Source organism: Photorhabdus cinerea, assembly GCF_011189575.1.
GTDB classification, from domain to species: Bacteria; Pseudomonadota; Gammaproteobacteria; order Enterobacterales; family Enterobacteriaceae; genus Photorhabdus; species Photorhabdus cinerea.
In genome coordinates, this window is the sequence record NZ_PUJW01000043.1 from 1 (window position 1) to 13,310 (window position 13,310).

General features: G+C 39.8%; 22 protein-coding genes. 16 read left to right on the top strand and 6 right to left on the bottom strand.

Features of this window, described 5'->3' with window-relative positions; all coding sequences use genetic code 11:
• Positions 1-125 precede the first annotated feature (125 nt).
• The 6 genes from C5469_RS21130 to C5469_RS21155 all read right to left on the bottom strand — a co-directional run bounded on the left by C5469_RS21130 (position 126) and on the right by C5469_RS21155 (position 4,469).
• Entirely contained in the window at positions 126-1,079 is a 954-nt protein-coding gene (locus C5469_RS21130; RefSeq protein WP_166310509.1) for a primase-helicase zinc-binding domain-containing protein, read from the bottom strand.
• Entirely contained in the window at positions 1,042-2,580 is a 1,539-nt protein-coding gene (locus tag C5469_RS21135) for a DEAD/DEAH box helicase (RefSeq protein ID WP_166310511.1), read from the bottom strand. Before C5469_RS21135 ends, C5469_RS21130 begins: the two co-directional genes overlap by 38 nt.
• Positions 2,581-2,651: 71 nt before the next feature.
• Complete coding sequence (locus tag C5469_RS21140; RefSeq protein WP_166310513.1) at positions 2,652-3,122, bottom strand: helix-turn-helix domain-containing protein; 471 nt, start codon at positions 3,120-3,122, stop codon at positions 2,652-2,654.
• Between the two features lie 270 nt (positions 3,123-3,392).
• Positions 3,393-3,722, bottom strand: a complete 330-nt coding sequence (locus C5469_RS21145) for a hypothetical protein (protein ID WP_242689548.1) — start codon at positions 3,720-3,722, stop codon at positions 3,393-3,395.
• A gap of 49 nt (positions 3,723-3,771) precedes the next feature.
• Positions 3,772-4,107 (bottom strand): CII family transcriptional regulator, encoded by a 336-nt coding sequence (locus C5469_RS21150; protein ID WP_166310515.1) that lies wholly within the window; start codon positions 4,105-4,107, stop codon positions 3,772-3,774.
• A gap of 137 nt (positions 4,108-4,244) precedes the next feature.
• Positions 4,245-4,469: a transcriptional regulator gene (locus tag C5469_RS21155; protein WP_105396910.1), complete on the bottom strand. Its 225-nt coding sequence runs from the start codon at positions 4,467-4,469 to the stop codon at positions 4,245-4,247.
• Positions 4,470-4,586: 117 nt separating this feature from the next.
• On the opposite strand from C5469_RS21155, the gene C5469_RS21160 reads away from it, so the two are divergent.
• The 16 genes from C5469_RS21160 to C5469_RS21235 all read left to right on the top strand — a co-directional run bounded on the left by C5469_RS21160 (position 4,587) and on the right by C5469_RS21235 (position 13,158).
• Positions 4,587-5,315 carry an XRE family transcriptional regulator gene (locus tag C5469_RS21160; protein WP_166310517.1) on the top strand — a complete coding sequence of 243 codons (729 nt, stop codon included), beginning with the start codon at positions 4,587-4,589 and terminating at the stop codon, positions 5,313-5,315.
• Positions 5,316-5,932: 617 nt separating this feature from the next.
• A complete protein-coding gene (locus tag C5469_RS21165; RefSeq protein WP_166310519.1) occupies positions 5,933-6,160 on the top strand; it encodes a hypothetical protein in 228 nt (75 codons plus the stop codon).
• Between the two features lie 17 nt (positions 6,161-6,177).
• On the top strand, positions 6,178-6,450 hold the full coding sequence (locus tag C5469_RS21170; RefSeq protein ID WP_166310521.1) for a hypothetical protein: 273 nt from the start codon (positions 6,178-6,180) through the stop codon (positions 6,448-6,450).
• 114 nt (positions 6,451-6,564) lie between these two features.
• Complete coding sequence (locus C5469_RS21175; protein ID WP_166310523.1) at positions 6,565-6,726, top strand: hypothetical protein; 162 nt, start codon at positions 6,565-6,567, stop codon at positions 6,724-6,726.
• 55 nt (positions 6,727-6,781) lie between these two features.
• Positions 6,782-7,054: a hypothetical protein gene (locus C5469_RS21180; protein WP_166310525.1), complete on the top strand. Its 273-nt coding sequence runs from the start codon at positions 6,782-6,784 to the stop codon at positions 7,052-7,054.
• Positions 7,055-7,129: 75 nt separating this feature from the next.
• A complete protein-coding gene (locus C5469_RS21185; RefSeq protein WP_166310507.1) occupies positions 7,130-7,333 on the top strand; it encodes a hypothetical protein in 204 nt (67 codons plus the stop codon).
• Positions 7,334-7,384: 51 nt separating this feature from the next.
• Positions 7,385-7,975, top strand: a complete 591-nt coding sequence (locus tag C5469_RS21190; protein WP_166310527.1) for a DUF5420 family protein — start codon at positions 7,385-7,387, stop codon at positions 7,973-7,975.
• A gap of 76 nt (positions 7,976-8,051) precedes the next feature.
• Positions 8,052-8,462: a hypothetical protein gene (locus C5469_RS21195; protein WP_166310529.1), complete on the top strand. Its 411-nt coding sequence runs from the start codon at positions 8,052-8,054 to the stop codon at positions 8,460-8,462.
• 58 nt (positions 8,463-8,520) lie between these two features.
• A complete protein-coding gene (locus tag C5469_RS21200; RefSeq protein WP_166310531.1) occupies positions 8,521-9,423 on the top strand; it encodes a coiled-coil domain-containing protein in 903 nt (300 codons plus the stop codon).
• 206 nt (positions 9,424-9,629) lie between these two features.
• Positions 9,630-9,815 carry a hypothetical protein gene (locus C5469_RS21205; protein ID WP_166310533.1) on the top strand — a complete coding sequence of 62 codons (186 nt, stop codon included), beginning with the start codon at positions 9,630-9,632 and terminating at the stop codon, positions 9,813-9,815.
• Position 9,816: 1 nt separating this feature from the next.
• Complete coding sequence (locus C5469_RS21210; protein ID WP_166310535.1) at positions 9,817-10,083, top strand: hypothetical protein; 267 nt, start codon at positions 9,817-9,819, stop codon at positions 10,081-10,083.
• Positions 10,080-10,820, top strand: a complete 741-nt coding sequence (gene bet / locus C5469_RS21215) for a phage recombination protein Bet (protein ID WP_166310536.1) — start codon at positions 10,080-10,082, stop codon at positions 10,818-10,820. Before C5469_RS21210 ends, bet begins: the two co-directional genes overlap by 4 nt.
• Positions 10,801-11,409, top strand: a complete 609-nt coding sequence (locus tag C5469_RS21220; RefSeq protein ID WP_166310537.1) for a lambda exonuclease family protein — start codon at positions 10,801-10,803, stop codon at positions 11,407-11,409. The genes bet and C5469_RS21220 overlap by 20 nt, the downstream gene beginning before the upstream one ends.
• Positions 11,410-11,417: 8 nt before the next feature.
• Positions 11,418-11,615: a DUF1317 family protein gene (locus C5469_RS21225; protein WP_166310538.1), complete on the top strand. Its 198-nt coding sequence runs from the start codon at positions 11,418-11,420 to the stop codon at positions 11,613-11,615.
• 435 nt (positions 11,616-12,050) lie between these two features.
• Entirely contained in the window at positions 12,051-12,503 is a 453-nt protein-coding gene (locus tag C5469_RS21230) for a zinc-finger-containing protein (protein WP_242689549.1), read from the top strand.
• The gene (locus C5469_RS21235) at positions 12,496-13,158 is read left to right on the top strand and encodes a hypothetical protein (protein ID WP_166310539.1); all 663 of its coding nucleotides are present in this window, start codon (positions 12,496-12,498) and stop codon (positions 13,156-13,158) included. The genes C5469_RS21230 and C5469_RS21235 overlap by 8 nt, the downstream gene beginning before the upstream one ends.
• Positions 13,159-13,310 lie beyond the last annotated feature (152 nt).

A 13,310-nucleotide genomic window follows, 5' to 3' on the forward strand; every position in this document is an offset into this window, starting at 1 on the left:
CTCGTAGTCTGGTTTTTGCATGTAGTACAAAACACAATTACCAGCCCCCATGAAGTACGTAATCTTGCGGCTTCTCCGCTACAGAACGGACACGGCTTAAGTTTCTCTGTCATATCAAAAATCCTTCATCTCTGTAACTGCTCTTGAAACACTTTTGCACCGTTGATCAACATATCGTTGAAATCCCCGGTTTCAGGCCAACGAATACTGACAAGCTCCACATCGTTATTACTGAGTATGTTTTTATTACCACACTCGAACGCCGCCGCGAGTCCCGTACCGTTACTATCTCTGTCAGCAAATATAATCAAATGATTAACTCCTTTCGGTGCGCGGAATTTCCGTAAGAACCCGGCATTCAGAGTTGACCACGTGTTACAGCCGTATATCTGTTTGCACGACAAAGCCGTTTCTATCCCTTCTGCTATCCCTAAAGTTGAAGAGACTGGAAACATGCGGATAGCAATGGAATTAGCAAAGTTAAGATAGTTATCTTCCTGTAGTTTCAGCATGCGCTTATTGCCATCGAAATCGGCTTTCTTTTCCCCATCCAGTATCGTTCTGTGTAGATAGCAACCCGCCCCTTTATCATCTGTAGCAATCGACCAAATAGCCTGCTTATTCCCAAATGGCGTTTTTTCTTCCGTATTGAAACGAATATGGCCGGTCGGTAATTCGAATATGCCGCGACTGAACAAATAATGTTGAGCTGCAGTATCTTTTAGCGGGAGTAATGTTGAGAACTTGCTGATGACTTTTACGCGGGTTGTTTGAGTTTCTAGCCGTGGCTGCTGCTTATTATGTCCCCCGTTGTAACTATTTCCTATCAGTGAATCAATTTCCCTTGCCAGCGTCTTGAAATCCTTTCCCTGAGTTAATTCTAGTAACTTCCACCCATCTCCCGCCCCGCAGCTACATATCCATGATCCCGTCCCGTCCTTGTCATCACATCGATATTTTCCCTTTCGCTTGCATGCAGGACACTCTCCTGCATAGTGCTTTTTTCCTGTAACAGGGGGTAAGTCGTAGTATTCAAAAATTTCAGGCCACCGCCCTTTCACTGCTTCCACCGTTCGCATTTTTCTTCTCCTGCATCTTGGCCCATGCGATTTGTTTAGAACGAATGAAGTTGTAAACCTCCGGTGAGATTTCAATTAAGTGATCGCTTAAGCCGTGCGGCCAGACACCGAACTTTTTCTTGTAAGTATGAGCGCACCAGCCATCAGAGATGGGTTTCCCCTGATTTTCCCGCTCACGCTGATAATATTTAATTTGTGACCACCAGCTTTGTTTCTCTTCTTTGCTGTAAATTCGCTCGTTTTTCCCTAATTTTTTCAGCCCGCGAGACTCATCAACATCAACGTTCTCACCCATTAATGGCTTGAAACCGCACTTCGGACAAACGTAGATTCCGGCTGGCTTCATGTAATGACAACCAGGGCATTCTTTCGGGATCTTTTCTTGTTTGACTTTCTCGCTAAAACTTGATGAAGATTTCATGCCGTCGTTTTTTGAGGGCAACTTGTCATATTCGATTTCGTCCGGGAAGCCGAGAAGATGAATAGAGCCAGAATGATCGAATATCAAGCACTTATCTTTACCCGATGCTGTACGAAGCCCTCGACCAAGACATTGCACCCATCGGATTTCTGACTTTGTAGGCCGGGCGTAAATGATGCACCGGACATCACTATCAAACCCGGCAACAAGTACACCGACATTGACGATGATTTTTGTAGCGCCAGTTTCAAACCGATTGATGATCAACTGCCGTTCGTCGTGCGGGGTTTCTGCTGTCATTACTTCGGCGTTAATACCCGATTTGTTAAATTCAATCGTGACATAGTTAGCGTGCTTAACATTCACACAAAAGCAGATTGTTGGCCGGTCTTCGCCGTTCTCAAGCCAAAATTTAACGATGTTACCCACTAACGTTGAATCGCCCATAATTTCAGCAATTTGTGACTCGTTATAATCGTTACCAAAAGTAGCTAAACTGGTCGTTTTTACCCCGGTCAAATCCGGCCGGTCGGGTGCGTAAAACTCGTATTTGCTCAAATCCCCAATGCTGATTAATTCCTTCATCGTCGTGGGCTTAATCAACTTCTCGTAATATTTACCCATCCATGCAGCGAACGGGGTTCCTGATAAACCGACAACACGAATATCGCTATCTCTGATGATTTCTAGTAGCTTGCGGCGCTTCATGTGGGCCTCGTCAATGATCAACAGGTCGATGTTGTCTGGAAATTCACGACGAATGAGCGTATCCGCTGAAGCAATCTGAATAAGTCGTTCGGCGTCATGTAGTGGATGATTTCGCCAAACGTAGCTGATCTGGTCGGCGGGTAATCCGTATTCGACAAACCGGGTTGCTGTTTGATCCAGTAACACGGTATACGGGGCAACGAACATGACGCGCATTCCGCGAGAAACAAATCCCTCTGTGATAAACGCGGCGATAGCCGTTTTACCAAATCCCACACTAGCCGATAATAAAAACGTCCGGTGTTTTTTCCACTCGTGACGAAGCATGTTAAGCGCGGTGACCTGCTTAACCTTCGGTGTTATATTTAACATGTTAAGTCCTTCGAAAGTCGGTTCGGAATCGCTCGCCAAAGTTTTCCGAATCGCTTTTGTTGATGATTTCGCTACGTTTCCTCTTCAAACGTAGCGGGAACGGTGAATGAATCTGTAGAAACACTTGCAGGGTTCAATCTGTATTTCACATTTCTTGCCCGGTTTGATTCAGCAAAAAACAGCGCGGTATCTCGTAACTCACGCTTGCCCTTCCAAAAACCATCCGGGTTTATTTCATAAACTTTGCTATACCTGCTGCGTATCATCCCTGAATCTTTCAGGGTTTTTATCGATCTGTACACCGCACTTTTTGATAAGCCGGTCTGTGAGATGAGCGTTGATACATCGACCATCAGCGCCCCCGTCTCTTTGTCCATGTCCTTGATCATTCTCAGATACAAAATTATTGTTGCGTTATCTCTCTCCTGTGCACATTTTGTAATAAAATCAATACCTTTATCGTATGCCTGAATGAATATATAGCCTTTAGTCTCATGATTGGGTATAATTTCAACATTGTGTATTTTTGACTGTTTAGTCATCACCTTACCCGCCAAATTACTTATAACCCATTGTTTTTAAAGACTTTCCCATACTGTGGGACAATTTGTCCCATACTGTGGGAAAAACGCATTTTTAACTTACTGATTTTAAACATATTTTTAAGTCGTCCCTTCTATGATTCTATATGTCAGATTCTGTGACTCGATCCGCCGTTGACCTTTGTTTTTCGGTTTTTGGCCTTGTGCAAACTTCGACTTTCAGCACTTACCAGAAAAGACCTTCCACAGCGTTTTATTTAGCACCTGTGTTTAAGCGGCATCCGGTATGGGCTGGTTGTTCTGGCTAGTGCCTGTTTTCAGCAACTCATTTGGGGTTGTTACATACCCTTGACTGAAAGCGGCATATTTCCTGACAAACTCCCTGAGCCGGATATTTGCCGCTCGTCTGGCTGCATTGCCCTTTCGATACGAAATCGGTTCCTCATCCCAAGCCGCTTCATACACTTCTGAATAACGTACCGTAATTTTTCCGCGAGTGGATGGATCGAGCTGTAACAGCATTTCTCGTATCCATTTCTCATCATCACGAAAGAAATTCGCTGGCATCAAGACATTGACGTGATAGTCGAAACTGTCCATAATCACCTCGCTAGTGGTATCGGGGAAAGTGAGAGTTCCCCCGCTTGATTCACATTGAAAGTTCGATTTGATTAGAAGCCTCAGTAACAGTTGGGGCTTTTCTTTTTGGGTATCTGATAAGCTCTAAAGCAGCCAATAATGCTTTTGCATCCTCTCCTGTGATCACAACGGATTCATCTTTCGAGTCATACTCAATTGCAACTAAGAAACGAGCCATCTTTTCGATAAGACTGATATCATCAATTCGTTGTGGTCGTTGCCAGCGTGCAATTTGGGATTCATGAAACCCGATAATTTCGGCGACATTCCTCGCGCCTTTCAGCACCAGTTTTTTAATTAATCTACTTTCCATCTCTCGAAACTTGCGTTCCATTGCGCTTTCCATATGTTAAATTTCCTAAATAAGTTAAATTTATAGCCTTGATTAAGACTACGCTCCCCGATAAGCAGGGAATCCCTATTGCTTAAATAGGGAATCTACACTTTGCAGCGTAGGAGGCTGATTGTTAAAGAGCATTAAAATCAGGCGATAATTTCGCCAAATAATTCAGATAAATCAGGTCTCAATTGGCACGCTGGAACTAATCCGTTTGTTGCACGCTCAATACGCATGGCATTTGTTGCAGATGGTTTTTTACGCCCATGCAACCACGCCCAAACAGATGGTTGTTTTACGTTACATATGTCAGCAAGAGCTTGCTGGCTGCCAACCATGCCAATAGCCCGTTCGATCAACTTATTCGTCATAAAAAATAACCTCCACTGTTGAATCAGAGCAAATAATAACTATGGCTATTCATAAAGTAAAGCTTTAGTTATTTGACGAAATATAGCCCAAGCTATAAATTGTGTGATATGGAAAAAATGAAACTTGCAGAACGGCTAAAACTAGCCATGAAAAACAAGGGCTTTACTCAAGCCTCGCTAGCTGAGGCTGTTAGCATGTCTCAGCCCAGCGTTTGGAAACTGACATCAGGTAAAGCCACCAGTTCCAGGAAAATAATTGAAATAGCAAAAACTTTGATGGTTGACGCTGAATGGTTAGCGACTGGAAATGGCGACATGTACGGCAGCTCAGGAGGGCAATCGAGCGATAACACGATTTCATCACAAAATAGTAACTATGAGAAACAATTTAGTAGTAAAAATTCTCCGTGCTCCTATAGAGTGAATCTACTGGATATTCAAGCGAGCGCGGGGTCCGGCGTGATTGTTAATTCTGAATTTATCGAAACAATATGTTCAATTGAGTATACCGAAGATGAGGCCAGGAAATTATTTGGAGGCAGACCAGCCGATTCAATAAAAATGATTACAGTCAACGGGGATTCAATGTCAGGAACATTTGAACCGCGAGATCAAATTTTTGTTGACATAACAAAGCATCATTTTGATGGCGATGGTATCTATATTTTTATATTGGAGAACCAGCTATACATCAAGAGACTACAGCTACAGTATAAAAAATTAGCGATTATTTCAGATAATAAGAAGTATGAAACTTGGTATCTTGATGAAGAGGAAGCACAAAAGTTATACATTCAAGGCAAGGTAATGATTAGCCAATCAATTAACTATAGATACCACAGTTAGTAATCAAATTTTAGCCCCGTAATGGGGCTTTTTTGTCCCCCTTCCCCAAAAAGACCTTATCTAAATCACACATCAAAATATTAATTAAAAAAATATATCCTTTTCTATCAACGATTTAATGTCTTTTTCTATTTTTATATAACTTTGGCTATTTACATCAAAAATAACTTTGGCTATATTAAATCACATCAAAGGCACACAAGATAGCGAACAGGCAAGGAAAGCCCACGAAGTAGCCGCCCGAGGCGTATGAATATCGGGATGATTCGCAAGTGCTAAGAAACAACGCAGTACAAGTAATAACAGGAAGCAGTAACTAAAGGGATGTTCGCTCTTTAACAATATGACAAGTATGCCGCGAGGTGTACACACTTTAACTACAAGGACTCATCATGGTTTATTAACGCGGTTATACCGCTGCCAGAGCCTGATAAATTCAGGCTACGACGACTGTAGATAGGTCGAGTTCCCACGGCGACGTAGTGAGGGAAAGGAGGCATTCAGGCATCACTGAGTTCCGGTTAGCGCCCGGTTAACGCATAAGTACGCTATAACACTCCACCGCTTTGCGTTTGCGGCGCGGCCACTGCGAGAGTGTGGTAACTAATGAGGTATCTATGAGTGCCAAACAACGTTGTAAGTTACGCAGGAAGAACCAACGTATGGAAGAGCAAAAGACTCTTAAAGCTAACCGCGATCTTGAAAGAAAGATCGTCACCACTTTAACGGGATGCTCAACAAAAACATTAAAGGCTCTTTCACTGTCAGTTATCAAACAAAGCAAAACAGTAGAATCATTTAATAACCGTTTATTACCGAATACCTGGCTTTATTCAGTTAGATAATATATGAGGATTTAATTATGAAAATCAGTAAATCAACAGTCAATTTCTCGAAGCAAAGAGGAATTGAAATTCGTGAAGGCGCTTATGAAATATCTGTCAGCAGAATTGTCAATGATCTACTCTATGTGCAAATGTTTTCTATGATTAGAAATAGAGAAACATTGATTTGTTGTAGTAATTTACCGCTTCCACAAAAATTAAAAGACGAATTCCGGGTAATCAAATCAGAACAACAGCTGAAAGAGATGATTCTCTTGTTAGAGAAAGAAATAGCTTACGGTTACATCTAATTAATCGCACAAATTAGCTAATTACAGCCCATTTAGTGGGCTGTGGTGAGTTAATTACAGAGAGGCTAATCATGGAAATAGTCAATCAACAACAGTAACAGCGAGGGTATAAATATGACTCCACAAATGAAATTTGCGGCTGAATGTAAAGAAAATTTTGAACGTTATCGTCAATGGGCTATATCCGAAGCTCCACGCTCTGAAATCAGACGTCGTTTAGCTAAGCTATGTTGGATCGAACGTAAATATTATCGTCAATGGTTGGCTCTCAGTTGACTAATTACAGCTCATTTATAGTGGGCTGTGGTGAGTTAATTATAGGAGAATAAAAATGGAACTAACAGCAGAACATCAGAATTATATGAAATGTATCGCAAATGATATTATCAATCTTTTCGAAGATAAAAATCAGTTGCTTGAAATAGTAAAAGAGAACGGAGATTTATATAACTCACTTTTCGAAGCTTGTACTAAAGACTTTTTCAAGCGTCAAAAAGATATGTGTGAAATTGTAATTACAGATATGTCAAAATGCTCAAATATAGTGCCACTTGCAATTCTAAAGCATATGCAAGATAACAATATGATTGCATTAAAAGTTTAATTTCGCCGCACCGGGAAATAACAGGAAACATCGGCAGGGATGCCAATTATTAAATTAACAAACAAAGGTATTTATATGGAAATATTAAGTGAGAAAAAACATAAAGATGAGATGACATTAAGGGATTATTTTGCGGCTCAAGCCATGCAGGGAGATTGGGCTTGTCAGGGGGATGATACGGGTATGTTTCTACTTAACACAACCGACGATACGTTAAATAACATCGCCATTCTCTATTACAGAATGGCAGATGCAATGATGAAAGCACGAGAAAAATAACAGGAATTATCGGCACGGAAGCTATTTATTAAATTAATACTAGGATGACATATGAGCGAAAGAGATTTTAAATACTATCGTCTAACTGGTGATATCGTTAAACAAATTGACGATGAGTATCAAATTATCGAAGAGAAGCGCGCGGAAGTTATTAAAGCCGCGAAAGATAACATCGGCGCAAAAGGGGCGACATTTCAGCATGGGTATGGCGTAAATGGAACGTTAATAGAAAGATTTGCTTTTCCAATAGAAAAAGAATTTGATTTTGCTGTAAAAATCATTGTGGAAAATGATGAATTAAAAGTAGTTCATGCAAAAAGCAATTCAAAAGCTGGGAAGGAATTTAATAAAAAGATTTCTGATTTAAGAGAAGAAACAAACAGGAAGTTAAAGAACCTACCCACTTACAAAGATTTTCTTATTGAGAAGTTCAACATTAGTTGCACAACATTAGGAACTCCAAAACAAAATCAACGCGGCATTCCGGTGCTATCAACAGTAGCAGGAAAGGCATCAAAAGATAAGAGCATTATTTTATTCGCCATTCCTAAGGCAGAGAAAGAAGGTTGGGATAAAAGGCCACAAGTTCCTGAATGTTTTGAAGAGATAACTTACGGTACTTTTTATGATTTAATCGAATGATTACTTCGCCACACTGGGGGAAAATAGGGAAATATCGGCAGGGATGCTTTTTCTAAATTACAGAGAGGATTAAACAATGTCAGACAATAAAAGACACGTGCACGCTGAGTTAATGTTGCAGTATGCACAAGATGCTTTGAAAACCGATGAGCCGTGGAAGCTGTGGGAACAATTATGTGGTGGTGAAGAGTGGAGAACTTTAACTTTTCATCCGCAGTGGCTCATTAATTCTCTGTATCGCCGCAAGCCAGAGATGATAACGGTCGGCAAAGTGAGTTTTCCTAAGCCTGTTGATTATGAATTGAATAAAGGAGATAAATACTATTCTGTAATAAAACCAATAACAAGTGATGAATTAAGTTATTTGACTTGGTACAGCGATAATCTTGATTATTTATATCTTAAAAATGGATGTATTCATTTAACGGAAGAAGCCGCTCAGCAACATGCAACAGCATTAATCAAAATAAATAAGGGTGAGTTTTAATAACATGGAGTTTTGAAGCCAGCGGAGGGCTCATGGAATATAACAGAGGTAATAAAGTATGTCAGATAAAAATGAATTAGTTGTTATTGAAAAACAAAACGCGCTCTCTGTATTTACAAATAACGATGCAATAGAGCAAATTATTAATCAAATTGAAAGTGAAGTAAAAAGAATTATTCCAGATTTAACAACAGTAAAAGGACGAAAAGAAATTGCATCACTCGCTTATAAAGTCTCTCAAACAAAAGCATACATTGATAACATCGGGAAAGATTTAGTTGCCGAATATAAAGAAATACCGAAAAAAATTGATTATAGCAGAAAGCAAATTCGCGACAGACTTGACTCTTTACGTGATGAAGTTCGTCAGCCATTGACAGACTGGGAAGCCGAACAAGAGCGTCTTGCTCTTGAAGAAGAGGCTCGAATAGCAGCGGAGGAACTGACAAAACGGGCTGAAGTCGATCATGAGATTGCTCTGTTAATGAATGAAAAATTTGATAGAGAACTGGCTGAAAAGAAAGCTGCTGAAGAACGCCAGCGCCTTGCTCGTGAAGAAGAAATTAAGCGTCAGGCAGCAGAACAAGCCAGGCTTGATGCAGAGCAAAAGGCACGCGTAGAAATCGAAGCCGCAGCACGACGCGAAGCTGAAGCAAAAGCAGCCGCAGAGCGGGCAGAACGTGAAAAATTGGAAGCTCTAGAACGTGCTGAGCGTGAAAAACAAGCTGCAATTGATGCTGAGCGGCGCAAAGCAGAATCCGCTGAGCGGGCCCGACTCGCTGAAATACAACGTCAGAAAGACGAAGAAATGCAGCGGCAGGCTGACATTGAACATCGTAAACGCATTAACAATGAATCTCTGCAAGAGTTAATTAAAGCCGGAATTCATGAAGAGCACGCGAAGAGTTGCATCAAAGTTATTGCTTCTGGAAATACGACTCATTTAAAAATCATCTATTAATTATGAAAATAAACAAACATATTTTTAGTTTAGCTCAGTCTAAAGCCAGAATGGCACATAATATAGATAGCCAAATAATATGGAATATAGCAATGCAATATTTGAGATTAGCATATGAGTATGATTAAAGAGTGGCTCTTTGCTATGTTATATCCGTCTTGTTTGATTCTGTTTGCAACAATTATTTTAATCTTCGTGAGGTAATTATGCTTATAGTCAATTGTGACTCTTTTAAAAGCTTTACAAAAAATAAAGGATTTGAGATTGAGGTTGAAGATGGATATTTCATAACAAAAGGAACTGCTGCGGAAATCATTGGAAACTCTAATCTTTGCTTCAACGAAATAAAGGAATATTTCGAGCGAAGGGGATACAAAATAGAGGCTTTGTAATATGAACCCATATGCTGTTTATGATGACATCGAAGAAAAGCGGTTAGAAGATGAGCACTATGGGGAAATTATATTAGAACAACAGGGCATGGATGCTGAAACCATTTATAATAAACTTCCGCTCGAATCCACTAAGCTATTCTCAGATATAACAAATAAATATTTTGGCAATATATTTGAAGACAATATCGAAGCAATGAATTTGCTCAATAACTTCTTATATGAAGTTTGCTTATTAATAACCAAAAAAGAGGAGGTTACGGTATGAGTACCGCTTTAGTTTCGCTAACAGAGACGCTAGCAGAAAAATTAGGGATGAAAGTTCAAGAAGGGGAACTGATTGAAACATTAAAGGCTACGGCTTTCAGGGGCAATGCAACGGAACAACAATTTGTTGCCCTGCTTATTGTTGCCAATCAATATAACTTGAATCCGTGGACGAAAGAAATTTACGCTTTCCCAGACAAAACAGCAGGGATTGTGCCAGTTGTCGGCGTTGATGGGTGGGCAAGAATTATCAACGAAAACAAAAATTTTGATGGCATGGAGTTTGAGCAAGATGATGAGTCATGTACATGCAAAATTTATCGTAAAGACAGAACTCACCCGACAAGCGTGACTGAATTCATGAGTGAGTGTAAGCGTTCAACGCAACCATGGCAGTCTCACCCAAAGCGAATGTTACGGCACAAGGCTATGATTCAATGCGCCCGGCTTGCATTTGGTTTTGCTGGTATATATGACCAGGACGAAGCAGAAAGAATTACCGCTGGAACTGCGACTGAAGTCATTAACGGACAAGAAAGTCACATTGATCGCCAGGTGTTGATCACTCGCTGTGAAGAAGCTGCAAAAATCGGCATGGAAGCATTTCAAAAACTATGGATAGAGCTCTCACTGGAAGAGAAAAAAATCATCGGCAATATTGAAAAAGAACGGATTAAAAACAGTATTGCTATTGACGCTGAATACAGTGAGGTGAGCAATGGAACAGAAAACAACTGAATGGTACAAAGCCAGGTTGGGGAAAGTAACGGCTAGTGGGGTGGCTAACGTGATGGCTAAAACTAAGAGTGGTTACTCCGCATCTCGTCATAATTACATGGCAAAACTCATATGTGAACAACTTACAGGGAAGTATGAGGAGGGGTTTAAAACTGCTGCAATGGAACGCGGTAACGAGTTAGAAGCAGTAGCAAGGGAAATGTATTGTCTTAATGAATTTGACGCCACGGTTAGTGAAACGGGATTTGTTGAACACCCCAGCATTGAATTATTCGGTGCGAGTCCTGATGGGCTAGTAAATGACAATGGATTGCTTGAAATAAAATGTCCTAACACATGGACACACATTGAGACAATTAAGACACAAAAGCCAAAGCGTGAATATATGCTACAAATGCACGCTCAAATGATGTGTACGGGCCGAAAATGGTGTGACTTCATCAGCTATGACGACCGTTTACCCCCCAATCTCTCATACTTCAGGATGCGGATTGATTTTGATGATGAGCTTGCACTTGAAATTGAAAAGGAAGTCACCGCTTTCATCAGTGAACTTAAGGATGAAATTCAAAAACTCACTCAATTATAGGAATAGAGATGAAACATGCTCACGACAATATTCAAGTCGGAAGAATTTATTGTCCATATTCTGATTTCCACAAGGGCTGGTTAATTCCGGGAGGGGAAATAACCAAAAATCCGCTTGCAGCATATAATGCCGCTGAGGAGAAAAGCAATTATCTTAAGTCTCTTGAAGACGAATTAAATAGACTTGTGATACAACAATCCAAATAAGGACAATTATGATATATGGCGAAAAATTTAATGGCGACCCGTGCCCTCAGGGGCACACGCTAAGATACGTGTCTAATGGTAGCTGTATTGAATGTCAGAGCTGTAGAGATAAAAAAAGGAAAAAGAAAAAAAGAGAAATCGAGAAAAAAGTAAAGTCGTCTGACTTTACTCATAGCGTACTTATTATTGGAAATCCTGAAAGATGTAAGGAAAAATAATTAATTCAATGAGGTGATTTATGGCTGTGAAGTTAGAAATTCTTATCTCGTTTAATGAAGACTTAAATAAGCATCATGTTGAATACTCCACAGCATTTACTTCATGTAGTACGCATGAAGAGCGACAGATTCTTACGGAATTGAGAACTAAGTTAATTGCTGAAATGGACAATGAATATATTGGCAATCGTTATATTAATTAATAATAGAGGTGACTATGATGCAGAAAACACCGTGGAATCCAAGTGTTAAAGCAATCCAGCGGGTTAAAGACCCGTTACCAATTCCGACAGAATGCAGATATTGCAAAGGCGACGTAACAATAGCAAGTCACAAGGAAGTGTTCGGGAGGAATTATAGCAAGTGGCCGTGGTTATATATTTGTACTGAGTGTAGGGCTTATGTCGGCATGCATCAGTTTACTTGTATCCCACTCGGTACGCTGGCAAATAAAGCAACTCGGAACGCTAGAATGAATGGTCATTATCATTTTGAGGAAATGAGAGAAAAATGTAATTTAGGGCGAACGGACGCGTATAAATTTCTAGCAAGAAAATTAGGAATTAATTTCAGTGAATGTCACTTCGGCTGGTTCGATATTGACACGTGTTATCGAGCGAAAGAAATTTGTGAAAATATGATTATTAAAAAAGGTAATTATCATGACTAAAAATACAGAATCTTTAATATCCGCATGTCACGAGTTAGCAAGAGTAGCAAGCTGTGACGATTATTCAACTTTAAATGCGATTTCAGATAAATTGAAATCTCTTCAAAAAGAAAGCAATGATTACAAAGAAATGTTTATTGATTCTTGTAAAGGTCTTGCTGCTATAGCTCGCGCTACTGGAATTAAAGAAGAGAATGATTCAGGTTCGCCGGGTCAAGTAATTGATAAGATTAACTCAATGCTTAATATAGATTGGAATTTCACAGAGCATCCAGATATAAAAATCGGTGAAGGAATAAAATGCTGGGCTTATGTTGAACGAGCTATACAAAAAACTGAATATGTTGGACTTGATGAGGAAACAGGTAAAGCTTGTTTTAATAGAACAATAATCGATCATAAACGTTATGTTACTACTTTAACTTATCAAAACAAGCCAAGCCCCACGGGAGAAAATATTTTGTCATATTATGATGACATTCCTGAATGGGCAACACAAAATGATGAATATGGCTGGGTTCATAGTGTGGGTTGGTGTTTAGAATATAATCATCCTGATTACACTTATTACTATGAAGAATTAGATAAAAATCAAAAAGTTTTAGCGTGGGCAGAACTTAAATATCCATTGGCACCGGAACTAGATAATGAATGAATACTTATGCCATCACTTCTATTTCATCTGGAAACGAATGTTCAAGCGATACATGATAAATACTCTCGTGTATCGCGGCACTAATTTATCAGAAGCAAAAGACATTGCTGCATGTGAAATTGAAACATATTCTAAAAAGCGTGGATATTGGA

Coding starts and splice junctions, on each gene's coding strand:
- C5469_RS21130 (WP_166310509.1), bottom strand. CDS start 1,079: ATGCGAACGGTGGAAGCAGTGAAAGGGCGGTGGCCTGAAATTTTTGAA.
- C5469_RS21135 (WP_166310511.1), bottom strand. CDS start 2,580: ATGTTAAATATAACACCGAAGGTTAAGCAGGTCACCGCGCTTAACATG.
- C5469_RS21140 (WP_166310513.1), bottom strand. CDS start 3,122: ATGACTAAACAGTCAAAAATACACAATGTTGAAATTATACCCAATCAT.
- C5469_RS21145 (WP_242689548.1), bottom strand. CDS start 3,722: ATGGACAGTTTCGACTATCACGTCAATGTCTTGATGCCAGCGAATTTC.
- C5469_RS21150 (WP_166310515.1), bottom strand. CDS start 4,107: ATGGAAAGCGCAATGGAACGCAAGTTTCGAGAGATGGAAAGTAGATTA.
- C5469_RS21155 (WP_105396910.1), bottom strand. CDS start 4,469: ATGACGAATAAGTTGATCGAACGGGCTATTGGCATGGTTGGCAGCCAG.
- C5469_RS21160 (WP_166310517.1), top strand. CDS start 4,587: ATGAAACTTGCAGAACGGCTAAAACTAGCCATGAAAAACAAGGGCTTT.
- C5469_RS21165 (WP_166310519.1), top strand. CDS start 5,933: ATGAGTGCCAAACAACGTTGTAAGTTACGCAGGAAGAACCAACGTATG.
- C5469_RS21170 (WP_166310521.1), top strand. CDS start 6,178: ATGAAAATCAGTAAATCAACAGTCAATTTCTCGAAGCAAAGAGGAATT.
- C5469_RS21175 (WP_166310523.1), top strand. CDS start 6,565: ATGACTCCACAAATGAAATTTGCGGCTGAATGTAAAGAAAATTTTGAA.
- C5469_RS21180 (WP_166310525.1), top strand. CDS start 6,782: ATGGAACTAACAGCAGAACATCAGAATTATATGAAATGTATCGCAAAT.
- C5469_RS21185 (WP_166310507.1), top strand. CDS start 7,130: ATGGAAATATTAAGTGAGAAAAAACATAAAGATGAGATGACATTAAGG.
- C5469_RS21190 (WP_166310527.1), top strand. CDS start 7,385: ATGAGCGAAAGAGATTTTAAATACTATCGTCTAACTGGTGATATCGTT.
- C5469_RS21195 (WP_166310529.1), top strand. CDS start 8,052: ATGTCAGACAATAAAAGACACGTGCACGCTGAGTTAATGTTGCAGTAT.
- C5469_RS21200 (WP_166310531.1), top strand. CDS start 8,521: ATGTCAGATAAAAATGAATTAGTTGTTATTGAAAAACAAAACGCGCTC.
- C5469_RS21205 (WP_166310533.1), top strand. CDS start 9,630: ATGCTTATAGTCAATTGTGACTCTTTTAAAAGCTTTACAAAAAATAAA.
- C5469_RS21210 (WP_166310535.1), top strand. CDS start 9,817: ATGAACCCATATGCTGTTTATGATGACATCGAAGAAAAGCGGTTAGAA.
- bet (WP_166310536.1), top strand. CDS start 10,080: ATGAGTACCGCTTTAGTTTCGCTAACAGAGACGCTAGCAGAAAAATTA.
- C5469_RS21220 (WP_166310537.1), top strand. CDS start 10,801: ATGGAACAGAAAACAACTGAATGGTACAAAGCCAGGTTGGGGAAAGTA.
- C5469_RS21225 (WP_166310538.1), top strand. CDS start 11,418: ATGAAACATGCTCACGACAATATTCAAGTCGGAAGAATTTATTGTCCA.
- C5469_RS21230 (WP_242689549.1), top strand. CDS start 12,051: ATGATGCAGAAAACACCGTGGAATCCAAGTGTTAAAGCAATCCAGCGG.
- C5469_RS21235 (WP_166310539.1), top strand. CDS start 12,496: ATGACTAAAAATACAGAATCTTTAATATCCGCATGTCACGAGTTAGCA.